The organism is Burkholderia sp. AcTa6-5 (assembly GCF_017815075.1).
Taxonomy (GTDB): Bacteria; Pseudomonadota; Gammaproteobacteria; order Burkholderiales; family Burkholderiaceae; genus Burkholderia; species Burkholderia sola.
The window spans coordinates 132,041-151,365 of the sequence record NZ_JAGIQE010000016.1 but is presented as its reverse complement, the minus strand read 5'-3'; the positions used below and the strand labels follow the sequence as shown (position 1 = coordinate 151,365).

20 protein-coding genes and 1 tRNA gene are annotated in these 19,325 nt (G+C 58.0%); 12 read left to right on the top strand and 9 right to left on the bottom strand.

The genetic code is table 11. The annotated features are described in order from the left end of the window. Positions 1 to 66 precede the first annotated feature (66 nt). Entirely contained in the window at positions 67 to 1,458 is a 1,392-nt protein-coding gene (gene hemN, locus J8I33_RS21885; protein ID WP_209939064.1) for an oxygen-independent coproporphyrinogen III oxidase, read from the bottom strand. Positions 1,459 to 1,638: 180 nt separating this feature from the next. Here hemN and J8I33_RS21880 point away from each other — a divergent pair, with 180 nt between their 5' ends. From J8I33_RS21880 to J8I33_RS21870, 3 genes are all read left to right on the top strand, one after another. Continuing rightward, positions 1,639 to 1,956, top strand: coding sequence for a YkgJ family cysteine cluster protein (locus J8I33_RS21880; RefSeq protein ID WP_050011805.1), 318 nt, complete (start codon positions 1,639 to 1,641; stop codon positions 1,954 to 1,956). Further along, a complete protein-coding gene (locus tag J8I33_RS21875) occupies positions 1,953 to 2,534 on the top strand; it encodes a DUF1439 domain-containing protein (RefSeq protein ID WP_209939063.1) in 582 nt (193 codons plus the stop codon). The genes J8I33_RS21880 and J8I33_RS21875 overlap by 4 nt, the downstream gene beginning before the upstream one ends. A 79-nt stretch (positions 2,535 to 2,613) precedes the next feature. After that, a complete protein-coding gene (locus J8I33_RS21870) occupies positions 2,614 to 3,444 on the top strand; it encodes an undecaprenyl-diphosphate phosphatase (RefSeq protein WP_124556089.1) in 831 nt (276 codons plus the stop codon). 106 nt (positions 3,445 to 3,550) lie between these two features. On the opposite strand, the gene trmB is transcribed toward J8I33_RS21870, so the two are convergent. Further along, positions 3,551 to 4,327: a tRNA (guanosine(46)-N7)-methyltransferase TrmB gene (trmB, locus tag J8I33_RS21865; RefSeq protein WP_209939062.1), complete on the bottom strand. Its 777-nt coding sequence runs from the start codon at positions 4,325 to 4,327 to the stop codon at positions 3,551 to 3,553. 138 nt (positions 4,328 to 4,465) lie between these two features. Next, a tRNA-Gly gene (locus tag J8I33_RS21860) sits at positions 4,466 to 4,540 on the bottom strand. 312 nt (positions 4,541 to 4,852) lie between these two features. Here J8I33_RS21860 and J8I33_RS21855 point away from each other — a divergent pair. Both J8I33_RS21855 and J8I33_RS21850 read left to right on the top strand, forming a co-directional pair. Beyond that, positions 4,853 to 6,103: an STAS-like domain-containing protein gene (locus J8I33_RS21855; RefSeq protein WP_209939061.1), complete on the top strand. Its 1,251-nt coding sequence runs from the start codon at positions 4,853 to 4,855 to the stop codon at positions 6,101 to 6,103. A gap of 191 nt (positions 6,104 to 6,294) precedes the next feature. After that, the gene (locus J8I33_RS21850) at positions 6,295 to 6,834 is read left to right on the top strand and encodes a hypothetical protein (protein WP_147956015.1); all 540 of its coding nucleotides are present in this window, start codon (positions 6,295 to 6,297) and stop codon (positions 6,832 to 6,834) included. 30 nt (positions 6,835 to 6,864) lie between these two features. On the opposite strand, the gene J8I33_RS21845 is transcribed toward J8I33_RS21850, so the two are convergent. Next, positions 6,865 to 7,716, bottom strand: a complete 852-nt coding sequence (locus J8I33_RS21845) for a hypothetical protein (RefSeq protein ID WP_209939060.1) — start codon at positions 7,714 to 7,716, stop codon at positions 6,865 to 6,867. Positions 7,717 to 7,821: 105 nt separating this feature from the next. Between J8I33_RS21845 and J8I33_RS21840 the strand changes: the two genes are divergently transcribed. After that, on the top strand, positions 7,822 to 8,091 hold the full coding sequence (locus J8I33_RS21840; protein WP_209939059.1) for a hypothetical protein: 270 nt from the start codon (positions 7,822 to 7,824) through the stop codon (positions 8,089 to 8,091). Here J8I33_RS21840 and J8I33_RS34875 read toward each other — a convergent pair. After that, the gene (locus tag J8I33_RS34875) at positions 8,058 to 9,278 is read right to left on the bottom strand and encodes an HNH endonuclease signature motif containing protein (protein ID WP_348636023.1); all 1,221 of its coding nucleotides are present in this window, start codon (positions 9,276 to 9,278) and stop codon (positions 8,058 to 8,060) included. The genes J8I33_RS21840 and J8I33_RS34875 overlap by 34 nt on opposite strands. Positions 9,279 to 9,307: 29 nt before the next feature. Beyond that, complete coding sequence (locus J8I33_RS21830) at positions 9,308 to 9,706, bottom strand: helix-turn-helix transcriptional regulator (protein WP_071810496.1); 399 nt, start codon at positions 9,704 to 9,706, stop codon at positions 9,308 to 9,310. A 214-nt stretch (positions 9,707 to 9,920) separates the two neighbouring features. Between J8I33_RS21830 and J8I33_RS21825 the strand changes: the two genes are divergently transcribed. From J8I33_RS21825 to J8I33_RS21815, 3 genes are read left to right on the top strand one after another with little or no spacing between them, the layout of a single operon-like run. Further along, positions 9,921 to 10,361: a MarR family transcriptional regulator gene (locus J8I33_RS21825; RefSeq protein WP_245172280.1), complete on the top strand. Its 441-nt coding sequence runs from the start codon at positions 9,921 to 9,923 to the stop codon at positions 10,359 to 10,361. A gap of 53 nt (positions 10,362 to 10,414) precedes the next feature. Beyond that, the gene (locus J8I33_RS21820; protein WP_209939057.1) at positions 10,415 to 10,765 is read left to right on the top strand and encodes a hypothetical protein; all 351 of its coding nucleotides are present in this window, start codon (positions 10,415 to 10,417) and stop codon (positions 10,763 to 10,765) included. Then, a complete protein-coding gene (locus J8I33_RS21815; protein ID WP_209939056.1) occupies positions 10,765 to 11,124 on the top strand; it encodes a hypothetical protein in 360 nt (119 codons plus the stop codon). Before J8I33_RS21820 ends, J8I33_RS21815 begins: the two co-directional genes overlap by 1 nt. A gap of 115 nt (positions 11,125 to 11,239) precedes the next feature. Here J8I33_RS21815 and J8I33_RS21810 read toward each other — a convergent pair whose 3' ends face one another. Beyond that, a complete protein-coding gene (locus J8I33_RS21810) occupies positions 11,240 to 12,388 on the bottom strand; it encodes a site-specific integrase (protein WP_209939055.1) in 1,149 nt (382 codons plus the stop codon). A gap of 762 nt (positions 12,389 to 13,150) precedes the next feature. On the opposite strand from J8I33_RS21810, the gene J8I33_RS21805 reads away from it, so the two are divergent. Both J8I33_RS21805 and J8I33_RS21800 read left to right on the top strand, forming a co-directional pair. Next, positions 13,151 to 16,372 (top strand): plasmid replication protein, CyRepA1 family, encoded by a 3,222-nt coding sequence (locus tag J8I33_RS21805; RefSeq protein WP_209939054.1) that lies wholly within the window; start codon positions 13,151 to 13,153, stop codon positions 16,370 to 16,372. 334 nt (positions 16,373 to 16,706) lie between these two features. Further along, on the top strand, positions 16,707 to 17,015 hold the full coding sequence (locus J8I33_RS21800; RefSeq protein WP_209939053.1) for a hypothetical protein: 309 nt from the start codon (positions 16,707 to 16,709) through the stop codon (positions 17,013 to 17,015). 61 nt (positions 17,016 to 17,076) lie between these two features. On the opposite strand, the gene J8I33_RS34770 is transcribed toward J8I33_RS21800, so the two are convergent. Together J8I33_RS34770 and J8I33_RS21790 are read right to left on the bottom strand one after the other, a co-directional pair. Further along, complete coding sequence (locus J8I33_RS34770; protein WP_256100556.1) at positions 17,077 to 17,211, bottom strand: hypothetical protein; 135 nt, start codon at positions 17,209 to 17,211, stop codon at positions 17,077 to 17,079. Between the two features lie 238 nt (positions 17,212 to 17,449). Then, complete coding sequence (locus J8I33_RS21790; RefSeq protein ID WP_186068987.1) at positions 17,450 to 18,178, bottom strand: DUF5343 domain-containing protein; 729 nt, start codon at positions 18,176 to 18,178, stop codon at positions 17,450 to 17,452. A gap of 788 nt (positions 18,179 to 18,966) precedes the next feature. Between J8I33_RS21790 and J8I33_RS21785 the strand changes: the two genes are divergently transcribed. Further along, positions 18,967 to 19,311 carry a cupin domain-containing protein gene (locus tag J8I33_RS21785; protein ID WP_027783759.1) on the top strand — a complete coding sequence of 115 codons (345 nt, stop codon included), beginning with the start codon at positions 18,967 to 18,969 and terminating at the stop codon, positions 19,309 to 19,311. The last annotated feature ends 14 nt before the right edge of the window (positions 19,312 to 19,325 follow it).

Here is a 19,325-nt window from a genome sequence, read left to right as displayed (position 1 = left end):
CGGATGGAAGCCTCACACTGTATCAAACCGGTCGCCCGCGTGCGGCCGGCGCCCGCGTGAACCGCCCTAAACCGTGCGCGAGTAGCGCTGCCGCGACGTCTGGCCGAGGTACGCGTCGAACGCCATCGCGATGTTGCGCACGACCATCCGGCCGGCCGGATGGATCGTCAACCGGTCGTGCGCGATCGTCAGCAGCCCGTCGCGCTCGAACGGGCGCAGCGCGTCGAGCTCGCGCGCGAAATGATCGGCGAAGCGGATGCCGTGCGCGGCCTCGACGTGCGAGAACGGCAGTTCGAGGTTGCACATCAGTTGCGTGATCACGTCGCGGCGCAGCCGGTCGTCCGGCGTGAGGCGGACGCCGCGCGCGATCGGCAGCCGGCCCGCGTCGAGTGCAGCGCCGTACGCGGGCAGGTCCTTCGCGTTCTGCGCGTAGACGTCGCCGACCTTGCCGATCGACGACACGCCAAAGCCGATCAGGTCGGTATCCGCGCGCGTGCTGTAGCCCTGGAAATTGCGCTGCAGCGTGCCGTTGTGCTGCGCACGCACGAGTTCGTCGGACGGCCGCGCGAAGTGGTCCATCCCGATGTACACGTAGCCGGCCGACGTCAGCATGTCGATCGCGAGGCCGAGCAGCGCGACGCGCGCTTCCGGCGGCGGCAGCGTCGCATCGTCGATCTGCCGCTGCATCTTGAACAGGTGCGGCATGTGCGCGTAACCGAACACCGACAGGCGATCGGGCGCGAGCTCGATGATCGTCTCCAGCGTGCGTGCGAACACGGCGACCGTCTGGTGCGGCAGCCCGTAGATCAGGTCGACGCTCACCGAATGGAAGCCTGTCGCGCGTGCGGCGGCGAGCAGGTCGGCCGTCATCGCGCGCGGCTGGATGCGGTTGATCGCCTGCTGCACGACCGGGTCGAAATCCTGCACGCCGAGGCTCAGCCGATTGAAGCCGATCGTGCGCAGATGGACGAGCGTCGCCGGCGTGACCGTGCGCGGATCGATCTCGATCGAGAACTCGGCGTCGGCGTCCGGCGCGAGCGCGAAATGCTCGCGCGTGGCCGCCATCAGCTCGGCCGTTTCGTCGTCGGACAGGAAGGTCGGCGTGCCGCCGCCCCAGTGCAGTTGCGTGACGGGGCGCGACGGATCGAACAGCGCGGCCTGCAGCGCCATTTCGCGCTTGAGCTGGTCGAGATACGGGCGCGCACGGCGGCGGTTGTTGGTCGCGATCTTGTTGCAGCCGCAGTAGAAGCACGCGGTGTTGCAGAACGGGATGTGGAAGTACAGCGACAGGTCGCTCGACGAGGCGCCGGGGTCGCCGGCCGCGCGGACGTAGTCGGCCGGATCGAAATCCTCGCGGAACTGCAGCGCGGTCGGGTACGACGTATAGCGCGGCCCGTTCACGCCGTATTTCGTGAGCAAATCGGGACGGAACACCGGGTCGGCAGATCCAGAACGCATGGCGGTCTCGCGCTTTTTTAGATGGTTTCGAGTATAGGAACACGCGGTCGGGCTGCATTGTGTAATAACGTCGCAGCCGGCGATGGCACAATGCGGGGTGGGGCTGCCGGACGCCGCGTCCGGTTGCCGCATCGTTTTGGGTTGTTCGTTGTTCGTCGAGAGAGCCGAGTGTCCGTCGAAATGCCTGTCCGCGCGGCGCCCGCCGACGTCCCGCCGCCGCATGCGTGCCGCGAGGGCTGCGGCGCGTGCTGCATCGCGCCGTCGATTTCCAGCCCGATTCCGGGCATGCCCGACGGCAAGCCGGCGGGCGTGCGCTGCGTGCAGCTCGGCGACGACCTGCGCTGCATGATCTTCGGCCGGCCCGAGCGCCCCGCGTGCTGTGCCGGGCTGCAGCCGTCCGCCGACATGTGCGGCGCGTCGCGCGACGACGCGCTCGCGTGGCTCACGCGCCTCGAGGCCGCGACGCGGCCGGCGCATCCAGGAGAGAAATCAGCATGACCGTCCCTCACGCGCCCGGCCGGCGCCGTTTTCTCGCTGCCGCCATTGGCGCCGTCGGCGTGTGCGTATCGCTTGCCGCGTGCGCGTCGACGTTCCCGTTCATCCCCGATCACTACACGTTCTCGCGCGGCGACGTGCAGAAGGCCGTCGCGCGGAAGTTTCCTTACCAGAAGACGGTCGCCCAGGTCGTCGACGTGTCGCTCGCGAATCCGGCCGTCAACCTGCTGCCGGACCAGAACCGCGTCGCCGTGCAACTCGACGCGAACTTCGTGAGCCCGTTCCTGCGCGGGCCCGTCAGCGGCAAGTTCACCGTGTCGGGCCAGCTCGCGTACGACGCGCCGAGCCGCTCGGTCGTGCTGAAGGCGCCGGCCGTCGACAGCCTCGCGCTCGACGGCGACGCGCAGATGTACGCGCAGCAGGTGGGCGCGGCCGCCGGCCAGCTCGCGACGCAGCTGCTGACCAACTATCCGATCTACACGTTCAAGCCGGAACAACTGCAATTTGCCGGAGTGAACTACGAACCCGGTACAATTACGATCCTTACAAACGGCATACGCGTGGCGATCGTCGAAAAGTGACGACGGGGCGCGCACGGCCGGGTGGGCCGCGCGCGCAAGAGTGGCCTTTTCTTTCGACCATTTCGGAGTTGGGCCACGGATGGACTGGATCCTGATCTGCAAGGCATTGATCCTCGGCGTCGTCGAGGGGCTGACGGAATTCCTGCCGGTGTCGAGCACCGGTCACCTGATCGTCGCGGGCAGCTTCCTGAATTTCAACGATTCGCACGCGAAGACGTTCGACGTCGTGATCCAGTTCGGCGCGATCCTCGCGGTCTGCTGGGAATACCGGCAGCGGATCGTGTCCGTCGTGTCCGGGCTGCCGAGCCGGCCCGATGCGCAGCGCTTCACGCTGAACGTCGTGATCGCGACGATTCCCGCGATCGCGCTCGGCCTCCTGTTCGAGAAGAAGATCAAGGCCGTGCTGTTCTCGCCGGTGCCCGTCGCGTTCGCGCTCGTCGTGGGCGGCGCGATCATCCTGTGGGCCGAGGCGCGGCAGCGCGAACGCGGCGAGCCGCCGCGCGTGATGTCGGTCGACGCGCTGACGCCGCTCGACGCGCTCAAGGTCGGACTCGCGCAGTGCTTCGCGCTGGTGCCCGGCATGTCGCGCTCGGGCTCGACGATCATCGGCGGGATGCTGTTCGGTCTCGACCGACGCGTGGCTACCGAATTCTCGTTCTTCCTCGCGATTCCGATCATCTTCGGCGCGACGCTCTACGAAACCGTGAAGGACTGGCAGGCGTTTACCGTCGATTCGCTCGGCCTGTTCGTACTCGGGCTCGTGTCGGCGTTCGTCAGCGCGTTCGTGTGCGTGCGCTGGCTGTTGCGCTACGTCGCGACGCACGATTTCACGGTGTTCGCGTGGTACCGGATCGCGTTCGGGCTGTTCGTGTTGCTGGTGGGTTACAGCGGGTGGCTGAACTGGGCGTGATGCCGATCGGGCGATCAGCGCGCGTCAAATGAAAAAGACCGATCGGCAGATGCCGGTCGGTCTTTTTATTGTGCGGAAGACGGCGGGGCCGTCGCAGCGACTGGGCTCAGCCCGCGCGCTTGCGGAACACCAGATCCCACACGCCGTGGCCGAGCCGCAGCCCGCGCCGTTCGAACTTCGTCACCGGGCGGTAGTCGGGGCGCGGTGCGTAGTCGGCGGCCGTGTTTTCGAGCGTCGGCTCCGCGCCGAGCACCTCGAGCATCTGCTCCGCGTAGTTCTGCCAGTCGGTCGCGCAGTGAATGTACGCGCCGGGTTTCAGACGCGACGCGAGATGCGCGACGAGCGGCGGCTGGATCAGCCGGCGCTTGTGGTGGCGCGCCTTGTGCCACGGATCGGGAAAGAAGATGTGCACGCCGTCGAGGCTTTCCGGCGCGATCATGTGCTCGAGCACCTCGACCGCGTCGTGCTGGATGATGCGGATGTTCGTCAGATCCTGCTCGCCGATCAGCTTCAGCAGCGCGCCGACGCCCGGCTCGTGCACCTCGACGCCGAGGAAATCGTCGCCGGGGCGGTGCGCGGCGATTTCCGCGGTCGACGCGCCCATCCCGAAACCGATCTCGAGAATGCGCGGTGCGCTGCGGCCGAAGATCGCATCCCAGTCGGGCAGCGCCGGCGCATACGGGACCACGAAGCGCGGGCCGAATTCGTCGAGCGCGCGGCGCTGGCCGGTCGACACGCGGCCGGCGCGCGTCACGAAGCTGCGGATGCGGCGGCGGTGCAGCGGGTTGACTTCGTCGGCGCCTTCGGCGGCTTGATCGGCTTCGTCGGGAATGGCGTCGTCGTGCGGCGGCAGGCCGGCTTCGTTCGGATCGTCGTGCATCATCGGTACTGAGAAAGGCTCGGTTGCGGGCGAGGGCCCGTTGCGCGGCAGTGCGCCGGATGAACCGGCACATGGTACAAAAAAGCCGCCTTCGACGAGGGAAGAGGCGGCTCATGCGCAGGCTGCGATGCAGCCGGAAAGTGGAGCGGGCGATGGGAATCGAACCCACGTCATCAGCTTGGGAAGCTGAGGTAATGGCCATTATACGACGCCCGCAGAACGCGCAATTGTACAGGGGGTTGAGTGGGGATGGCAAGCGGGGAGTTTTGGCGGCTGGCATCGAAACTGACATCGCTCGATGCTGGAGCGGTGGCGTCGCTGGCGACGATGCCGGTTCGAGTTCGAGGGCAAATATGGTCGACGTTGGGAGCCCGCTCACGAAAAGGTCCCCTTCCCCCGCTGAATGCACGGTGATGCAATGTATCTCGCGGGCTATACGATATGATCTGATCTGTGTTGGGTGGTAACTTAACCCAAGCTTGTCGGCATGATTGGTGGTCTTACCTTGCCTCCATACAAACATAGAACATGTCTACTTATAGAAAAACGGTATACGCGGCAGGCCCATTGGGGGCTGATGACTATAAACGGGTGCTTGCGGCAATTCACAGTGCGGCTAATGAGCAGCAGTATCGTGATATTGAACTTGACTTCAGAAGATGCACTGCCGCTTATGCCAGCGGTGTTTTGCCGATAATTTCGTACGTTCGTGCTCTAAACGCTAGCCACGTCGATTTTTCTTTAACTTTACCAGAGAGTGAGTCCGTTGCTCGCCGATTTAGAGCGTCAGGATGGGCGCACTTTCTTGAGCCTCGTCGATATGAACTGCCGCGCCGGTCAGCTCTCACGTCAGTGCCAGCTCTCGCTTTTACCACAAGTGAGCAGCAGCAGGACAGCGTGAATGAGATCATTGATAGTGTGCTGAGTTCTGTTGAGGGAATAGGGCGCCAAGATTTTGCAGCCGTCGAGTGGGCACTTAATGAGATAACCGACAACGTTCTAAATCACTCCCAGTCAACATGTGGTGGGATCGTGCAACTGACTCGTCATCGACTGCGGCGCCACGCAATCGAGTTCACGGTCTGCGACCCAGGGCTCGGCGTTGCTCATACGCTCAGAGCGGCGCGACCTAATATCAGCTCGGATATCGATGCGTTAGAGGAAGCAGTTAAAGAGGGTGTGACTAGAAATGCCGTGACGAATCAGGGGAATGGCTTGTTCGGATCATTTGAGATATGTCGAATCAGCCGAGGTTCTTTCAGATTGCATTCAAATCTGGGGCGACTTGAGCTCTTGAACGGTGCAGTCTCCTATAGAAAGGATAATATTCCATTTTCCGGAACTCTGGTAGACGTGACGATTGATGTCAGCGACCGCGGGGTTTTAGATCAAGCTCTAAAATTCAGGGGTTCCGTACATAAGCCATCTGACATCATCGAGTACAAGTATGAGGCCGATGATTTAAAGGCAATTAGATTTCAAATGGCGGAGGAAGTGCGCTCCTTCGCATCTCGAGCGGGGGGGAAACCCGTTAAGATAAAATTGAAGAACCTAGTTGATATGTGCGAGGGGCAGAGGCTCGTTCTCGATTTTTCCGGCGTCAGTGTGATCTCTAGCAGCTTTGCCGACGAAGTGTTCGGCATGCTGTTCTTGGAGTTGGGGCCGATGAAATTCATGTCAACGATTGCCTTTGTAAACGAGTCATCTACCGTTCGCGGTTTGATCGACAGAGCCATAACGCTGCGTGCTCAACAGGGACTCAGTGCGAACCTACCGTGACAGACAGGGTTATACGCGTTGGGGGGCTTTGATGTGTCGGCCCGACGAGCAATCCGGATGCGGACGGTCAAACGATCGCAATTATCCGAACCTTATCGGTGCAGCGATACGACTCGGGCCGGTGGGCACGATGACGAAGACGGTACCGTAGCTCCATCCGCCCGGGCGGTCCGACAACCTTGAGAGGCAACATGTCAAGAGATCTCTTCGCAGCCGACATAGACGCAAAGCTTGAGCAATTCCATTTAGCTTTCGACCGTAGGGCTGATCTTCTGATGGCGGTTCTTCGCGGGCACATGATGGTCGAAGAACGACTGCACGATATCATCTCTGCGGGTGTCGCGAACTACGTCAGGCCTACTGCCGAGAACGACATCTTCAGTTTCGGTACTGCGGCAAAGCTCGCGCATGCAATTGTGGGCACCGCTGCCGATGCCAATTTTTGGAAGGGCATTACATCCTTGAACTCCCTTCGTAATGCTCTCGGACACCGAGACCAGCCCGTGCGCCTCGATAAGCTCCTGACTAAGTTCTTCGAAGATACTGAACTGGCGGCCGCTCATCTATTCAAGGGACGCGACATTACGTATAGGCATGCAGGGGAGACCGAGGAAACCACCGCTGTTGCCATACGATTACGCTGCATGGCGCTATGGGCCATCCTCGGAGTCCATGCAGACAATCTCGCGAGAGATTTGGATGCTGCACTGATGTCCCGACGACCAAGATAAAAGACTCTTCACGCCGTCAGCGGCGACAGCTTAGTCGTCTGACACGCGTTGAACAACCTCGTTCATTGAGTAGTGCACAAACTGTTTGCCAAGTTCGGTCAGAACGTATTGCTTGCTTCCCTCGAACGCGGACTCGATCGTCGCGTTAGCTGGGCCTGTCTGCCTACGCGCCGTCTGCTTGCGTAGGAACTGCCCGTCAGCGTTGGTCTCCCGCGCCTGGCGGATGACTCCACCCGTACTGAGATCGCGGATCAGCAGTTTGTACAGGTCCGCTTCTGCGGAATCTTCGCGAACGAGATCGCCGTAAATCGCAGACCAGATGTCGAATCTCGTTGAGCCTGGATTTGTGTATATTTCACGAATTACCGCCAGATGCGACTCGTGATAGGTATCTAACCAATCGATGAAGAGCCGAATCACATCATCTGAGCAGAGCCGTGTTCCAGCAGCATTCGTGACGAGATTCGCCACGTAGCGTCGCTTTTCCTCCGTGTCAGCCTTGTCCCACGCGCGGAACGCCTTGCGGACGATGTCGAGATATTCCTCGCTCGCCAGACGTTCGTGGATTTCCTCGCCAATCGCCTCGAACCGCCGACCAATTTCCTGCATGGTCGCGCTCAGCATTTCCATCTTGGCTTGATGTTGCTCTAGCCATTGAGTCTGAAGAGTCGATGTTCGCAAGCCGGATTCTTCGGCCTTAACGCTAGCTAGCGCGCTGATGAATCCGCCGACCCAAGGAATACTGCCGAGTGCCGCCAGAGCGAATTTCTCGAGAATTCGTCGTTTCGTGCTCGGATTCAGTTTTTCGAGCTCGGTTCGGATCTGGTCAACGGCTGAATCAGTTGGGCTTACGTCATTACCGGGATTGCCATCCGCATTCATTGCCGCCCCCGCATGATATTGACGTAGGCCGATTGTACATCGGTGAGGGGGCTTGATTGTTGCCGCCCAGTTGCCGGAGACCGCGAATCAGGAGACGGTGGCGGCATGAATGACACTCAACACATCAACGATTTCCCGCCGCTGACCATCGACCAGATTCGCGATCTGACTACTGCAGTTCGAGAAGATTTCGGCGGCGACCTCTCGCGAGCAGCTTTCACGGAGAAACTGCTGTTGCTTCTCGAAGACGTTCCAGGGTTCGAGGCGGGTCAGGTGGATGCGAGGCTCATCGAATCTGCGTGGGCGATATACAGCGGTCGCCCGTCCGAACTCTCACGCTGCTACTCACGTACCAGCTCAGTCACTTTTCCATAGAGCGTTTCTCGGTATGCGCGAGCGTCTTTCGAAAAGTGCAGTCGTCGATGGCAGTTCGGGCAAACGGCGACTGCATTCGTCACCGTATCCGACCCGCCATCCGCGAGCTTGCGGAGGTGATGAACTTCGAGAAACGGACCATTTGCCCCCGAAAATGGCGCGGGTTGGTCGCAAGCCTCACAATTGTCCTTCGCTCGCTTAAGCACCCATGCTTTGACCTTGAGGTCGCGCACGAAGCTGGTGGTCGTTGATGTTGCTGTGCCAGGAGCTTTATTACCATCTGGCCGTTCCTCCAGCGTCTTGCGAATCTCTGCGATGGTTACCGCTTCGGCAGCCCGAGGCAATTCCTGTCGACCTTCCAACTTGCCGATGAGGGCTTCTATCTGCCCGGCGACCCGTACGCCAACATTTGTTGCCGGTGGGAGGCCCGGTATCCAATCGCGCCCCATGAGTTCAAGAACGTAGGAAATGTTCCGCATCCTGTATTCGCACGATTTTTCGGATCGACCAATTTGCGCGGCGAGATCTCGGTAGACCTGTCGTTTCACAACCGGACGAGCGTCTCGGAAGCGACGGGCCATGTCCAAGTAGGCTGCTACCGAGGCTTCCAATTCTGACTCGGACCAGCCGCCTTCTGGCGGTTCGCCCGACGCCGCACCTCCATTCATATCAAGAGAGCCATGACTGGGCTTGGCTAGTTGATCAATGTCGATTTCTTTCGTTTCGCACGCGATTTTGTTGCGTGGCACCAAGCGAAGCCATATCGCCTTTCCGTCTACGGACTCCCTGATTTCGGGGCAGTCAAACAGCTGAGAGCTTGCACATCTTCCCGAGTCGACATCCTTCAAGATTCCGACAACGGGCACATGTTGCTCGAAGGCGAGATCTATCCGCCGCATGTGAGCGACATGCGTTGGCCTCGAGATTTTCGATGGCGCGTTGGGCATGCAATACCAATAGGTACCGGTAGCCCGATCCTTACAGACCGCAACATCGCCCTTGATGCGCTTACCTTGGCGATCCTTTTCGCTGTGGTAGTTCCATATGGTCGTCAGGAGACGTGAAGCCTTCCCTTTTGCAGCTTCTTCGGCTGAAACATCGAACTTGGACCACTGGTATCCTGGTCGTTGTGCTCCAAGTTCGATAAATGCTTCGTCATGTGATTTGTCGAAGAGGGTTGACGTCACGCTGCTGTCTCCAGTTGCAGATAGTTCGGCTACTTGACTCGTTTGTTCTTTGCCGGACGTTTGGCCTTTAGCATGTCGGTGAACTGCCGAACGAAATTCACGACGAGTTCCCGCTCGGCGCTATCCAATCCATCGAGCGCATCCGCGATCATCGCCAGTTGGTCGTCCGGCCGTTTCGATCCGCGCTGCAATAGCTGATCTACTGAGCAGTCTAACGCGTCACTAAGCTGCTGGAGCCGATGCAAGGTCGGCATCCTCGTGCCGCGCTCCCATCGGCTGATCGCCTCCTGTTCCAGATCGATCATCTCCGCGAGCTTGGCCTGAGTCAGACCGCGGGCGCGTCGTTGTTCGGCAATAGCGGTCCCGACACGAGCAGCAAGCAGCGCGTCTTGGGCATCGTCGGGGGGTGAGGTAGGGCGGGTAGTCATAGGACGATATGGTCGTCTTCATTCCGATTGCGATGAACAACCATATTGGAATGTTATATTCCAATATGGTTGAATTTGTCGAGAGGTTGACGTATCGTGCAGTGGATGCCTGAGCGGTCGGGGATGACAACGAACGCCGTCAGGCAAGCGATCAATCCAGAAAAATCAACGAACTATGACCACAAACAATTCGCTTTCTCGGTTTCACGCTTTCATGGCAGCCTATGACGGTTGCCGTGCTTCGGCACTCGCAAGTGCGTTGCAGATAACGCCGATGGCCGCGCGAGCGCTCGGCCTGATCAATACATTTCCCGGCATGACCCTGCACGAGTTGAGTTGCATTCTCGGCGGCAGTCAGGCACAAGTGATTGGGGCGGCGTTCGACCTGAAGCACTTCGGCTACATCGACATGACCGATGAGCAAAACGACAATCGGCGGTGCGTGCTCCGGCCCATCCGAGACAAGATGTTCGGCTTCGACGGCTATCAACGGCTCGTGAACAATCTGGCGACGGACGCCGGAATCGCCGATCGTCTGACGGCGTTGCTGCCGCTGTATCAGGACGTGTTGATGAAAGCCTTGGAAGAACTGCAGGGCGACGCGCAGAGCGTCCAATATCAGGCGCAACGGCGGATACTGGCGCGGGTTGTCTAATCAACGCCGACGGCCTTTGACCTCGACGCGATAAACGCCGGTCGAGGTTCGCTATGGAATTTGAGAAGGTGTTCGCAGGAAGGTCATGGCCGGAAGTACGAGGACGAATCGGCGTCATGTCGGTCGATTCGCTCGACCGGCAATGGGTGCTTGTTGCCGAAGAATGCGGCTATCTCATCGCGAAGTCGAGGGACGGAAAGGCTGGGTTGCTCGGCCGCATGTGCAAGCGCGACGACGGCAAGTTTTGCATCGAAGTCATCGTGCGCGCCAAGATCGAAAACAATGAGCTTCGTCACTACGAGTTCTGGTATGGCGACGCGGCTGACGAGCTACGTTATGCCCGGCGCCTCCGCGAGTTGATTTCTGGCAACATTCGCGGCCCCGAGCGGGACGGCGATCGATAATGCTTCGACCGGCGAAGGAAGACTTCCAACGATGGAGCGGGACCGGGTTTGCGTTCTTCGGAACCTACCTGCATCCGAATCCGCGCTGGTACAAATACGTCTGGCAGATATGGACGCCGGACTCGCCGCTCGAAGGTCCGGAGTTCTTCCAGCATGGCCCACGCTACTGCACAGCGCGGTTTCATGAGGCGCAGGTGCGGTTGTTAGGCACAGGCGTCTCGGGGTTCATCTACAACCGACAGTTACCGCGTCGCGGGCTCGGCAAACCGTTCGATCTGACGCATCCCCGATGGGCAAATCGGGAATGGGCACCAGCATGGGAAGATGATCCCGATCCCGAGTGGAATGGCCACAAGTAATCGGATGCCGGCTTCCGGGATCCTCGGCCTCGAGAATCCCGGTTTTGTACGCCTTTAATAAGACATGGAAAGTGCCCTAAATTCGGAGCACGTTGAGGGCGGCACACCCCACGATTCATGCGGGATTGAGCAGTAGCGAGTCGATGACTTTTACGGCCTTCCGGCTCGCGTCGTTCGGGCTGAGGTGCGCGTAACGCTGCGTCATCTTCGGATCGCTGTGACCGAGCAGCACCGACACCTCATAGAGACTGACGCCCGCTTTGACGAGTTTGCTTGCGAACGTATGTCGGAGCGTGTGCAAGGTGACGCGCCCACCGCGCTCCTTGACGAGAACGGGATCGTTGAGGCCAGCGCGCTCAATCGCCTTCTTGATCGACTTCGTGCTGTAGCCGCGTTCGTTGCCGGTGCGATCTTCGAACACATAGCGCTGCCCCGTTCGGCGTTCTTCCCACCGACGACGAAGGATCGCTTCGAGTCGCGATGTCATGTGCAGCACGTCCTCGTTCCGAACCTTGCTCCGATAGAGGCTGATCGTGCTGGCGTCGATGTTGATCGCCGACCACGGAATGTTCGCGACCTCCGAGTAGCGACATGCCGTATCGAGCAGGAAAACCGTGATGTCGTAGTTATCCTGCATATTCCGCGTCATCTCGGGTGTCAGCGGTTTAGACGCGTTTATACGCGTTCTAAGCCGCTCCGGATCGAGCTCGCGCAATAACGCCGACTCGTCGTTAGAATCCAGATATCGAAGTCTATACGAAGTCCTAAGCTCTGGAAAAACGATCTCGCGACTGACTTTGAATCCGAGCTTTGCCATCTCGTTGATGGTCGCGCGTAGCAATCCGATTTCATGCTTGATCGTCGCCGGCTTGTCGCCTTCGGCCTTGCGCTTCGCAACGAGAAGATCGAAATCGCGCGTCGTCAGTTCATGCAGCAGCGTATCAGGCGACATGCCATAGCAGGGGAGCTTGGCCTTCGTCCGCGGATGAAGTTTATAGCCGAGCGTCTTCCGAACGATCGAGCACATGTTCCGGTGATAGGAAGTTTCTCTTCGTGCCTCGACATATTGTTCCAGCGCATCCTTGAGCGTGATGGGCTGCGCATCCCCGAGATACTGCTCGGCGTGGGCTCGATTGCGCATTTCGCGTTCGACCTGAGCGGCCTTCGTCTTGTTCGGCGTCCCGGTCGAGCCGAAGAATTTCTTGCCCTGAATCTGGAACTGGTAGTACCAGTTCTTGCTGTTGTTTCGACGGATAAGCGTCATGGCGTTGCTCCTTACGAATTGTAATTGATGAGCAACACCATCCGGGCTGAGACGGGGTATGACAACAGCTTTCGCCCACGCCGCCGAACATATTTCCGGGATGGCGGCAGCCAACGACCGACGCCGAGTGCATCGATCATCGGTCGTCGCAGATAAGACGCCCCCTTATCAACACAAAAAAATGACTTATCCATATTCAATGAACACCCCGCGCATTGGTCGAATAGGATGGTCGCGCCGATTGGGCGATGTGAAAGGTAAATGAAATTATTGGGTGGAACCATCGTTGTTGGTGACGTTGATTCTCGGTCGTCGCAGATAAGTCGCCGCTTTAACAGCACAGAGAAAACACTGACCTACAAATCATTGAACATCCGGCGCGCTTGTCTGACGGTGCGGTCCAGACCAGTGATTTGACAATCAGGGGCTGGATCATGTAGTCTGCTTCCTTGGCTCGAGGAGTGAGCAAGCGGCGGACATTTCGCGCTTCGGTTGTGGAAACAGACACGATACGGACGCGGGATCCATTACCCATCCAGCAACGGGAAAGACTAGAACCGTACGTTGCTCTAGGTTCTCTCAGGAACCTGGCCCAGTGTGAAACTGGGCGGTTGGGAAAGATAGTGCACTCGGACCAGTTGCACCGAACGATTTCCAGATCGTGCGGCGTAGCTGGTCGGTGGTTCCTATCTCACGTTTGCTCCTCTGCTTGAAGCCCGGAACCATTAGCCAAATCTTTCATTTTCATTATGGAGATTTGTAATGGTTCGAAAAGAAGTCCGTTCTGCGTCCCAGCCGCGTCAAATTGCCGTCGAAACAAGCGACGCGCATGATTCCAGTTCGCCCATCTCCGTATCCAGCATTGCGACGCTGAAGGTCGCGATCAATCGGCACGTCAAGAACAAGATTGTTCCCGGTCATGACATAGGCTGGTCGCACGCCACCTATAAGTTCGTGAATCGCGAGCTTGCCCCCGAGGAATTCATTGGCGAGGTGATGTCGGGATTCGCTTTCTGTGCTTGGCTGAAGGGGCCTCGGAAGTCCAAGAACTTCGAGTGCATGCAGGTGCTGGCGGTCGATATCGATTGCGGGTTGACCATCGACGAAGTGCTCGTGCATCCGTTCTTCCAGAAATTCGGCTGGTTCATCTATACGACGCCGAGCCATCGCCCGGACGCGCACCGGTTCCGGATTGTGTTCTTGATGGAGAAGCCGGTCGAGACTGAGCAGCGGATGAAGCTGGCCTATACCGGCATCGTTCGTATGTTCGGGGGCGACCGTTCCTGCACGGACGCGAGTCGTTTGTTCTACGGATCGGAAAACTGCGAGGTCCATCGCGTTGATCGCGTGCTCCCGTTGGAGCAGGTCGAGTATGTGATTGAGCTGGGTGAGAACGAGATTCACAATGACGGGCGCGCGATCTCTGCGGATGGTCTTGCCAATAGCCGGTCATCGGTCGCGCTCGATAGCAACGAGATGATCACGACCGATGGCGACGGAACCTACCTGCTTCATGAGTTGAAACGGGGAGTACGTGTTTTTTGTCCTCGTCACGTGGACAAGCATGCAAGCGCATTCGTCGTGACTTCGAAGGCTGGGCAGAACGGTGTATATTGCAGCGCCTGTGCGCAAACCTTTTGGCCGCAATGGAATCGCCGGTCGCATCTCCACGAGTATGATTTTTACTCGTTCGAAGACGGACTGATTGAGATCGATTACGAGGAGCAGCAGCATCCGTCGGAATGGCTCGATGACGACGCCCCCGCCGAATATCACGAAATGCCGGATCCGAAATCGGTGTTCACGCGTGATTCGCGCTATCTGGATGAAGCCAGTTTCCCGGAACTTGGTGATGGGGTGAATGGAATTCGGAGTCCGAAGGGAACGGGAAAAACGCAATGGTTGGAGCGGGCTGTACAGCAGTACAAAGCACAAGGGAAGTCGGTGCTGTTGATCGTGCACCGCCAGGCCTTGGCGGAATCACTCGCGGACCGGTTGAAGATGCATTGCTATCTCAAAAAACTGGAATACTTTCAGGACCGGACCGCAATTCTCAGGTACTGCGTGGTGTGCCTGGACAGTCTGAGCCATTATCTGAACGCTAGTCGTAACAAGTACGACGTAGTGCTAATTGACGAGAGCGAACAGGTCTTTTCGCATGTGTTGTCGAGTACGTTGGCGGGCAAGCGGAAGCCTTGCTTCGAGAAGCTGCATCTCTATATTCGCCGGGCGAAACAGGTAGTGTTGTGTGATGCCGATTTGGGATGGTTGACCTTCAATGTCACAGCACTGCTTCGGGACGATAAGGGTCCTGTGCGTTTTTACGTCAATCGCTTCCGTAAGAATCTGGACCCGGCGCAGCCGAGGCATGTTGTGCATCTCTACAACAGCGATGCGACATTGACCGACTATACGATTTCGGTCGTTGGGGGCGGCGGGAAGCAATTCATCGCGTGCAATTCTAAGGATCGGGCGAAGGCGCTCAAGAGGCTGCTGCACCAGCGTTTTGGGGATCAGATCAGGATCGTGATCATTACGTCGGATAACTCCACCACAGAAGAGGGTCGCAATTTCATCGCGACGATCAAGGAGACGTCGGCCAGGTACGACGTGCTGATTGTGTCTCCATCTGTCGGTACAGGCGTGGACATCAATATTCCCGATGAGCTGCCTCAATTTACCCACGTGATCGGCTTCTTTGAAGCAGCTGTCACGACGCATTTCGAAATGGACCAGCAACTCGCACGGGTGCGCAACATGCATGAACAGCATGTGTGGATTTCCTCTGCCCGCCTGTATCTGGAATACGAAGTCGATGCGATCCGGCAGAGCATTTTGTCGAGGGGGGAATTGCCCGAAGTTCTGAAGGGGTTTGACTGGCATGGGCGTCCGGAATATCACGAGAATGACAAGTTGATCGAGGTCTACGCCCAGGTGAAGTCCATGCGCCATGCTTCGCTGAATAATGTACGCGAGCACTTCATCGAATTGAAGAAGCGCGAAGGATGGGAGATTCGTGAAGCCGAGCACGAACTTACACTTGATCCCAAGAAGTTGCAGAAGGAGTACTACGGGGCGAAGAAGCTGGTCGTAGTCGAGGAGTTCATGGCGATCGCGTCAGCTGGCAGTATCTCCCGCAAGCGCTACCATGAACTGTGCGATAAGCAGACCGTGACCATCAACGAGAAGGCACAGATCGCTCGGCACCAGATCGAGCAGTTCTATGGTGTGAAGGAGGTTACGGTCGATCTGGCGCGGCTGGATAACCGTGGGCGTTTTCGTGAATGCGTGTGGTTCTATTCGGTATTCTTTGCCAACAAGTACCAACGGAACCAGTTTGCCTTGTATGAGCAAGGTGTGTCGGTAACGGAGCGCGATGATTACGTCAGGAAGTGCAAGCTGCTGAAGACGCTGCTTCGTGCTGCTGGGGTGCTGGACGAGAATGGGCAATTGGATACGTTTGCCGAGTTCGAATCGAGGACGCTCGGCGCATTCATCGATGCCGTTGAATTGCACGTCCAGCAAATTGGGTTGGTACTTCAGGCACGTGTTCGCGATGATTTGCGGGACAAGCCAATGCTCCAGCTGAAGGGCTTCCTGAAGATGCTTGGTCTCGATACCACGAAGACGAGCAAGTACGAAGGAGTGAAGAAGATTTACAAGTACATGCTCGATCTGGAGTCGATTGAGTTGATGGAAGGGTATCGGAAGAGCTTCGTGAAAAGGATGACCGAGGTTCGGGTCCAGCAAAATCTGCTCGATGGCGGAAATATGATGGTCGTGACCGAGACGCCCGAAAAGCCGAGGCGGATGAAGTTTGTGCACGTCGATGCGAAGCCAGCGAAGAAGTGGGAAGAGCTCACTCCTCGTCAGCGTCGTCAAGAATTGCTTAAGACGCCGAGGACGCCCAAGCCTCAGCCGATCGAACCGAATCCGTTCGATAGGGACGAGGGCATCATCCCGCTCAAACCCATCGACGACTGATCAGTGATTCGGATAACGCGCCGCGATGTTCAATGATTTGTAGATCAGTGTTTTTTCTGTGTTGATAAAGCGGCGACTTATCTGCTAGAAGGACAGGGCCGACCACGAGTCGGCCCTACGGCAGAATCTAGGAAAGCTGATGATCGAGCTAGGAAATCCCCGGTAGATCAAGGGGATAGGGGAGGCGCAGGCGAGGGTGACGTGAAAACTGTCACTGTTCCTCGTCGGATTTCGCGGTGGTCGCCGTCGCGTCGGTCGAGGTTGCTCGCTCGCTGTTGTCTCGAAGGGCTGCCTGCTGGACCCTGGACGCACGTTCAACGAATGGAGTGCGATCGTGGTCGATCAGAAGCAAAGTGCAACGAGCAAGGACGAGAAAGCGGGCAAGACGGTTGCCGGTGATCAGAAGCCGGTGACTCCGGCAGCCAGTTCGACAGGAAATGATCCCGCAGCGAATGCGGCACAGGCTACGCCGACGAAGATGGAGTTGGCGACAGAAATCTACAAGCGGATGCGGACCGTCAAGGATGTGACCCGGAAGGACATCATCGAGAAGTTCATCGCCGAGGTGAAGCTGACGAAGGCCGGTGCAAGCACGTACTATCAGATGATCAAGGACAAGCACGAGCCACAGGGTAAGAAGTGATGCCCTTCCGCTAGCAAAAAGAAGCGGGCTCCCTTGGGAGCCCGAATCGTTTCGTTGTTGATCAGTCGAAGTTGAAACTCAACTGACCGGGTGCGGACCGCCAGTGCGAGCACACATGTTCCAGATTGCCGAAGCGAATCCGGGTGTAGTTACGCACGAAGACGGTCTTTGCCTGCTCGTGAGCGAGGTTGGGCATAAACCCCTCCATGTAAGGAGGTTGAAAGCGATTCTTGCCCCCAGCTCCCTTGTCGCGTAGACTACAAGGGTTATCGGCAGATAACTGTGGGTGACAGAGGCACGCCTTAACGCGCTGTCTTCTGCTCGCCGGCGCCCCCAACGTTTCGATTTCCTGGCAGAGATCAAGGTGTTGGGGGCGTTGTTTTTTCCGGCCCGGCTACTGCGAGCTATGTAACCGGGGCCGAATCATCTTCTTTTCATTCTTTCCCTTCGGGCTTAAAGCCCTTCCAGCGTTGGATGTAAGCCCCGAGCATCGTTTGCAGCATTGCCCAATCGTCAGCATCTAGGCCGGCTGGCACAATGATTTTCGCAGTGGACTTGCCGGGCAGAGGAATCGAAAAAACCTCGAGTCCAGGGGCAACCTCATCCGTCGAGTCGATCGCCTTCCCCGCGCTGACCTGGGATTCGTCGGTGCCGACCTTGCCTTTCTTCCCCCTCGTGCCGCCATTGGTGCCCTTCGGTGCTGCGGGCGCCTTGACGTGCGGAGACACTGGAATTCCATATTCCTTGGCTGCGGAGAGGAAAAACGCGATGGTCTTCGTGAGGGTGCTTCCGTTGATTCCCCACGTCTTGAACTTTTCCATCACTTGACCTGAGCTGGCATGGCTCAAATCAAATTCGGGGTCATCGAACAAGAAGCCATACGACTCGCGAAAGATCTTGTTAAGCGGCTCCTTACGCGCATCGTCGTCGGCTAAGACAATGCTTTTGAAGTGATCTTTGGGTTTTCCGGTGTCGTCAATGAGCCCAAGAAAACGAAGGGCCGAGATCGTGCCGGATTGCTGAGAGCCGGATGCTTTGGGCATCAACGTCTTGTCGATGCGCATCGGGACGGTGCCCATATCCCGCAGTTGGTTCAAAAACGAAGTGAGCGAGATGTGCGAGATAACAGGGGGCGTCGCAACTTTCTCTTTGCTGCTGGCCATGATTCATCCTGCGGAGTCATCGATGGCACAAATGTACCACTAATCCTGCTGCTGTCAAATGCCCTGTTGCAGAGATATTTCCGAAGATGTATCTGGCGTGAATTCGCGTGAATCGGAATGAATCAGAGTGAATCAGAGTGAATAGGCGATGTTGCTGCGTTCTCGCAAACGTTTGTGGTTTGCATAACACATTGATTTTATTGAAATTTTCGTTTTGTTGGTGTGGTGATCTGTCTGCAAGGGGATCTTGCTCTGCTTTCGGCGTGTTCCCGGTGTGTGGCTTGAGACTATGGTCGGCGTAGTCGTCGGATTGGTGCGTGGTGTCGCGCGTGCACGTCATTTCGTGCAGTGGGGTGGGGGAGCTCAGCTGGAACGCATCAATGGATGCGTGCACGACAAGTCAGCCTGACTTGCAGCTTCTTGAAATTATAGCTGGGGTGAAAACTGGCATCGCAGTGAAGTCCGCATGAACAGCGGTTCTTCGTGGAGCCGGGAGAAATTATGACGTGAGAATGCGCGTAGACAGTGGCTCTGATTAACGCGCCGGGGCTTGGGAAGCTGAGGTAATGGCCATTATACGACGCCCGCAGAACTGGCGATTCTACAGGGGTTCGGGTGGGGATGGCAAGCGGGGCGTCTGGGCCGCCGGTATCGAAACTGCTGCGGCCCGACTGGCCTGCCAGCCAATGTCGAAAATGGACGAGTCGGTGTCGGAAGCGTACAAGCCCTGGTAAAGCTTTCGAACTAACGTGACAGGCCTCTCATACGATCGTCAGTCTGGAGCCGACATGTCCGATTTCATCACCGTTCTGCGCAAAACCTGCCCGACGCCTGTTCTCGATGCGACCAAGTGGAAGCGCATCGGCGGCGATCCGCACACCGTGAACCTCAACGCGTACGTCTCGAAGGACGGCAGCAAGATCATGGGCACCTGGATCTGCACGCCGGGCAAGTTCGAGGTGAACTACGAAAAATGGGAGTACTGCCACTTCCTCGATGGCTACTGCATCATCACGCCGGAAGGCGAGGAGCCGGTGCATCTGAAGGCCGGCGACGTGTTCGTGATCGAGCCCGGCATGAAAGGGACGTGGGAAGTGGTCGAGACGGTGCGCAAGTACTTCGTCTTCGCCTGAGCGGGCGGTCGATT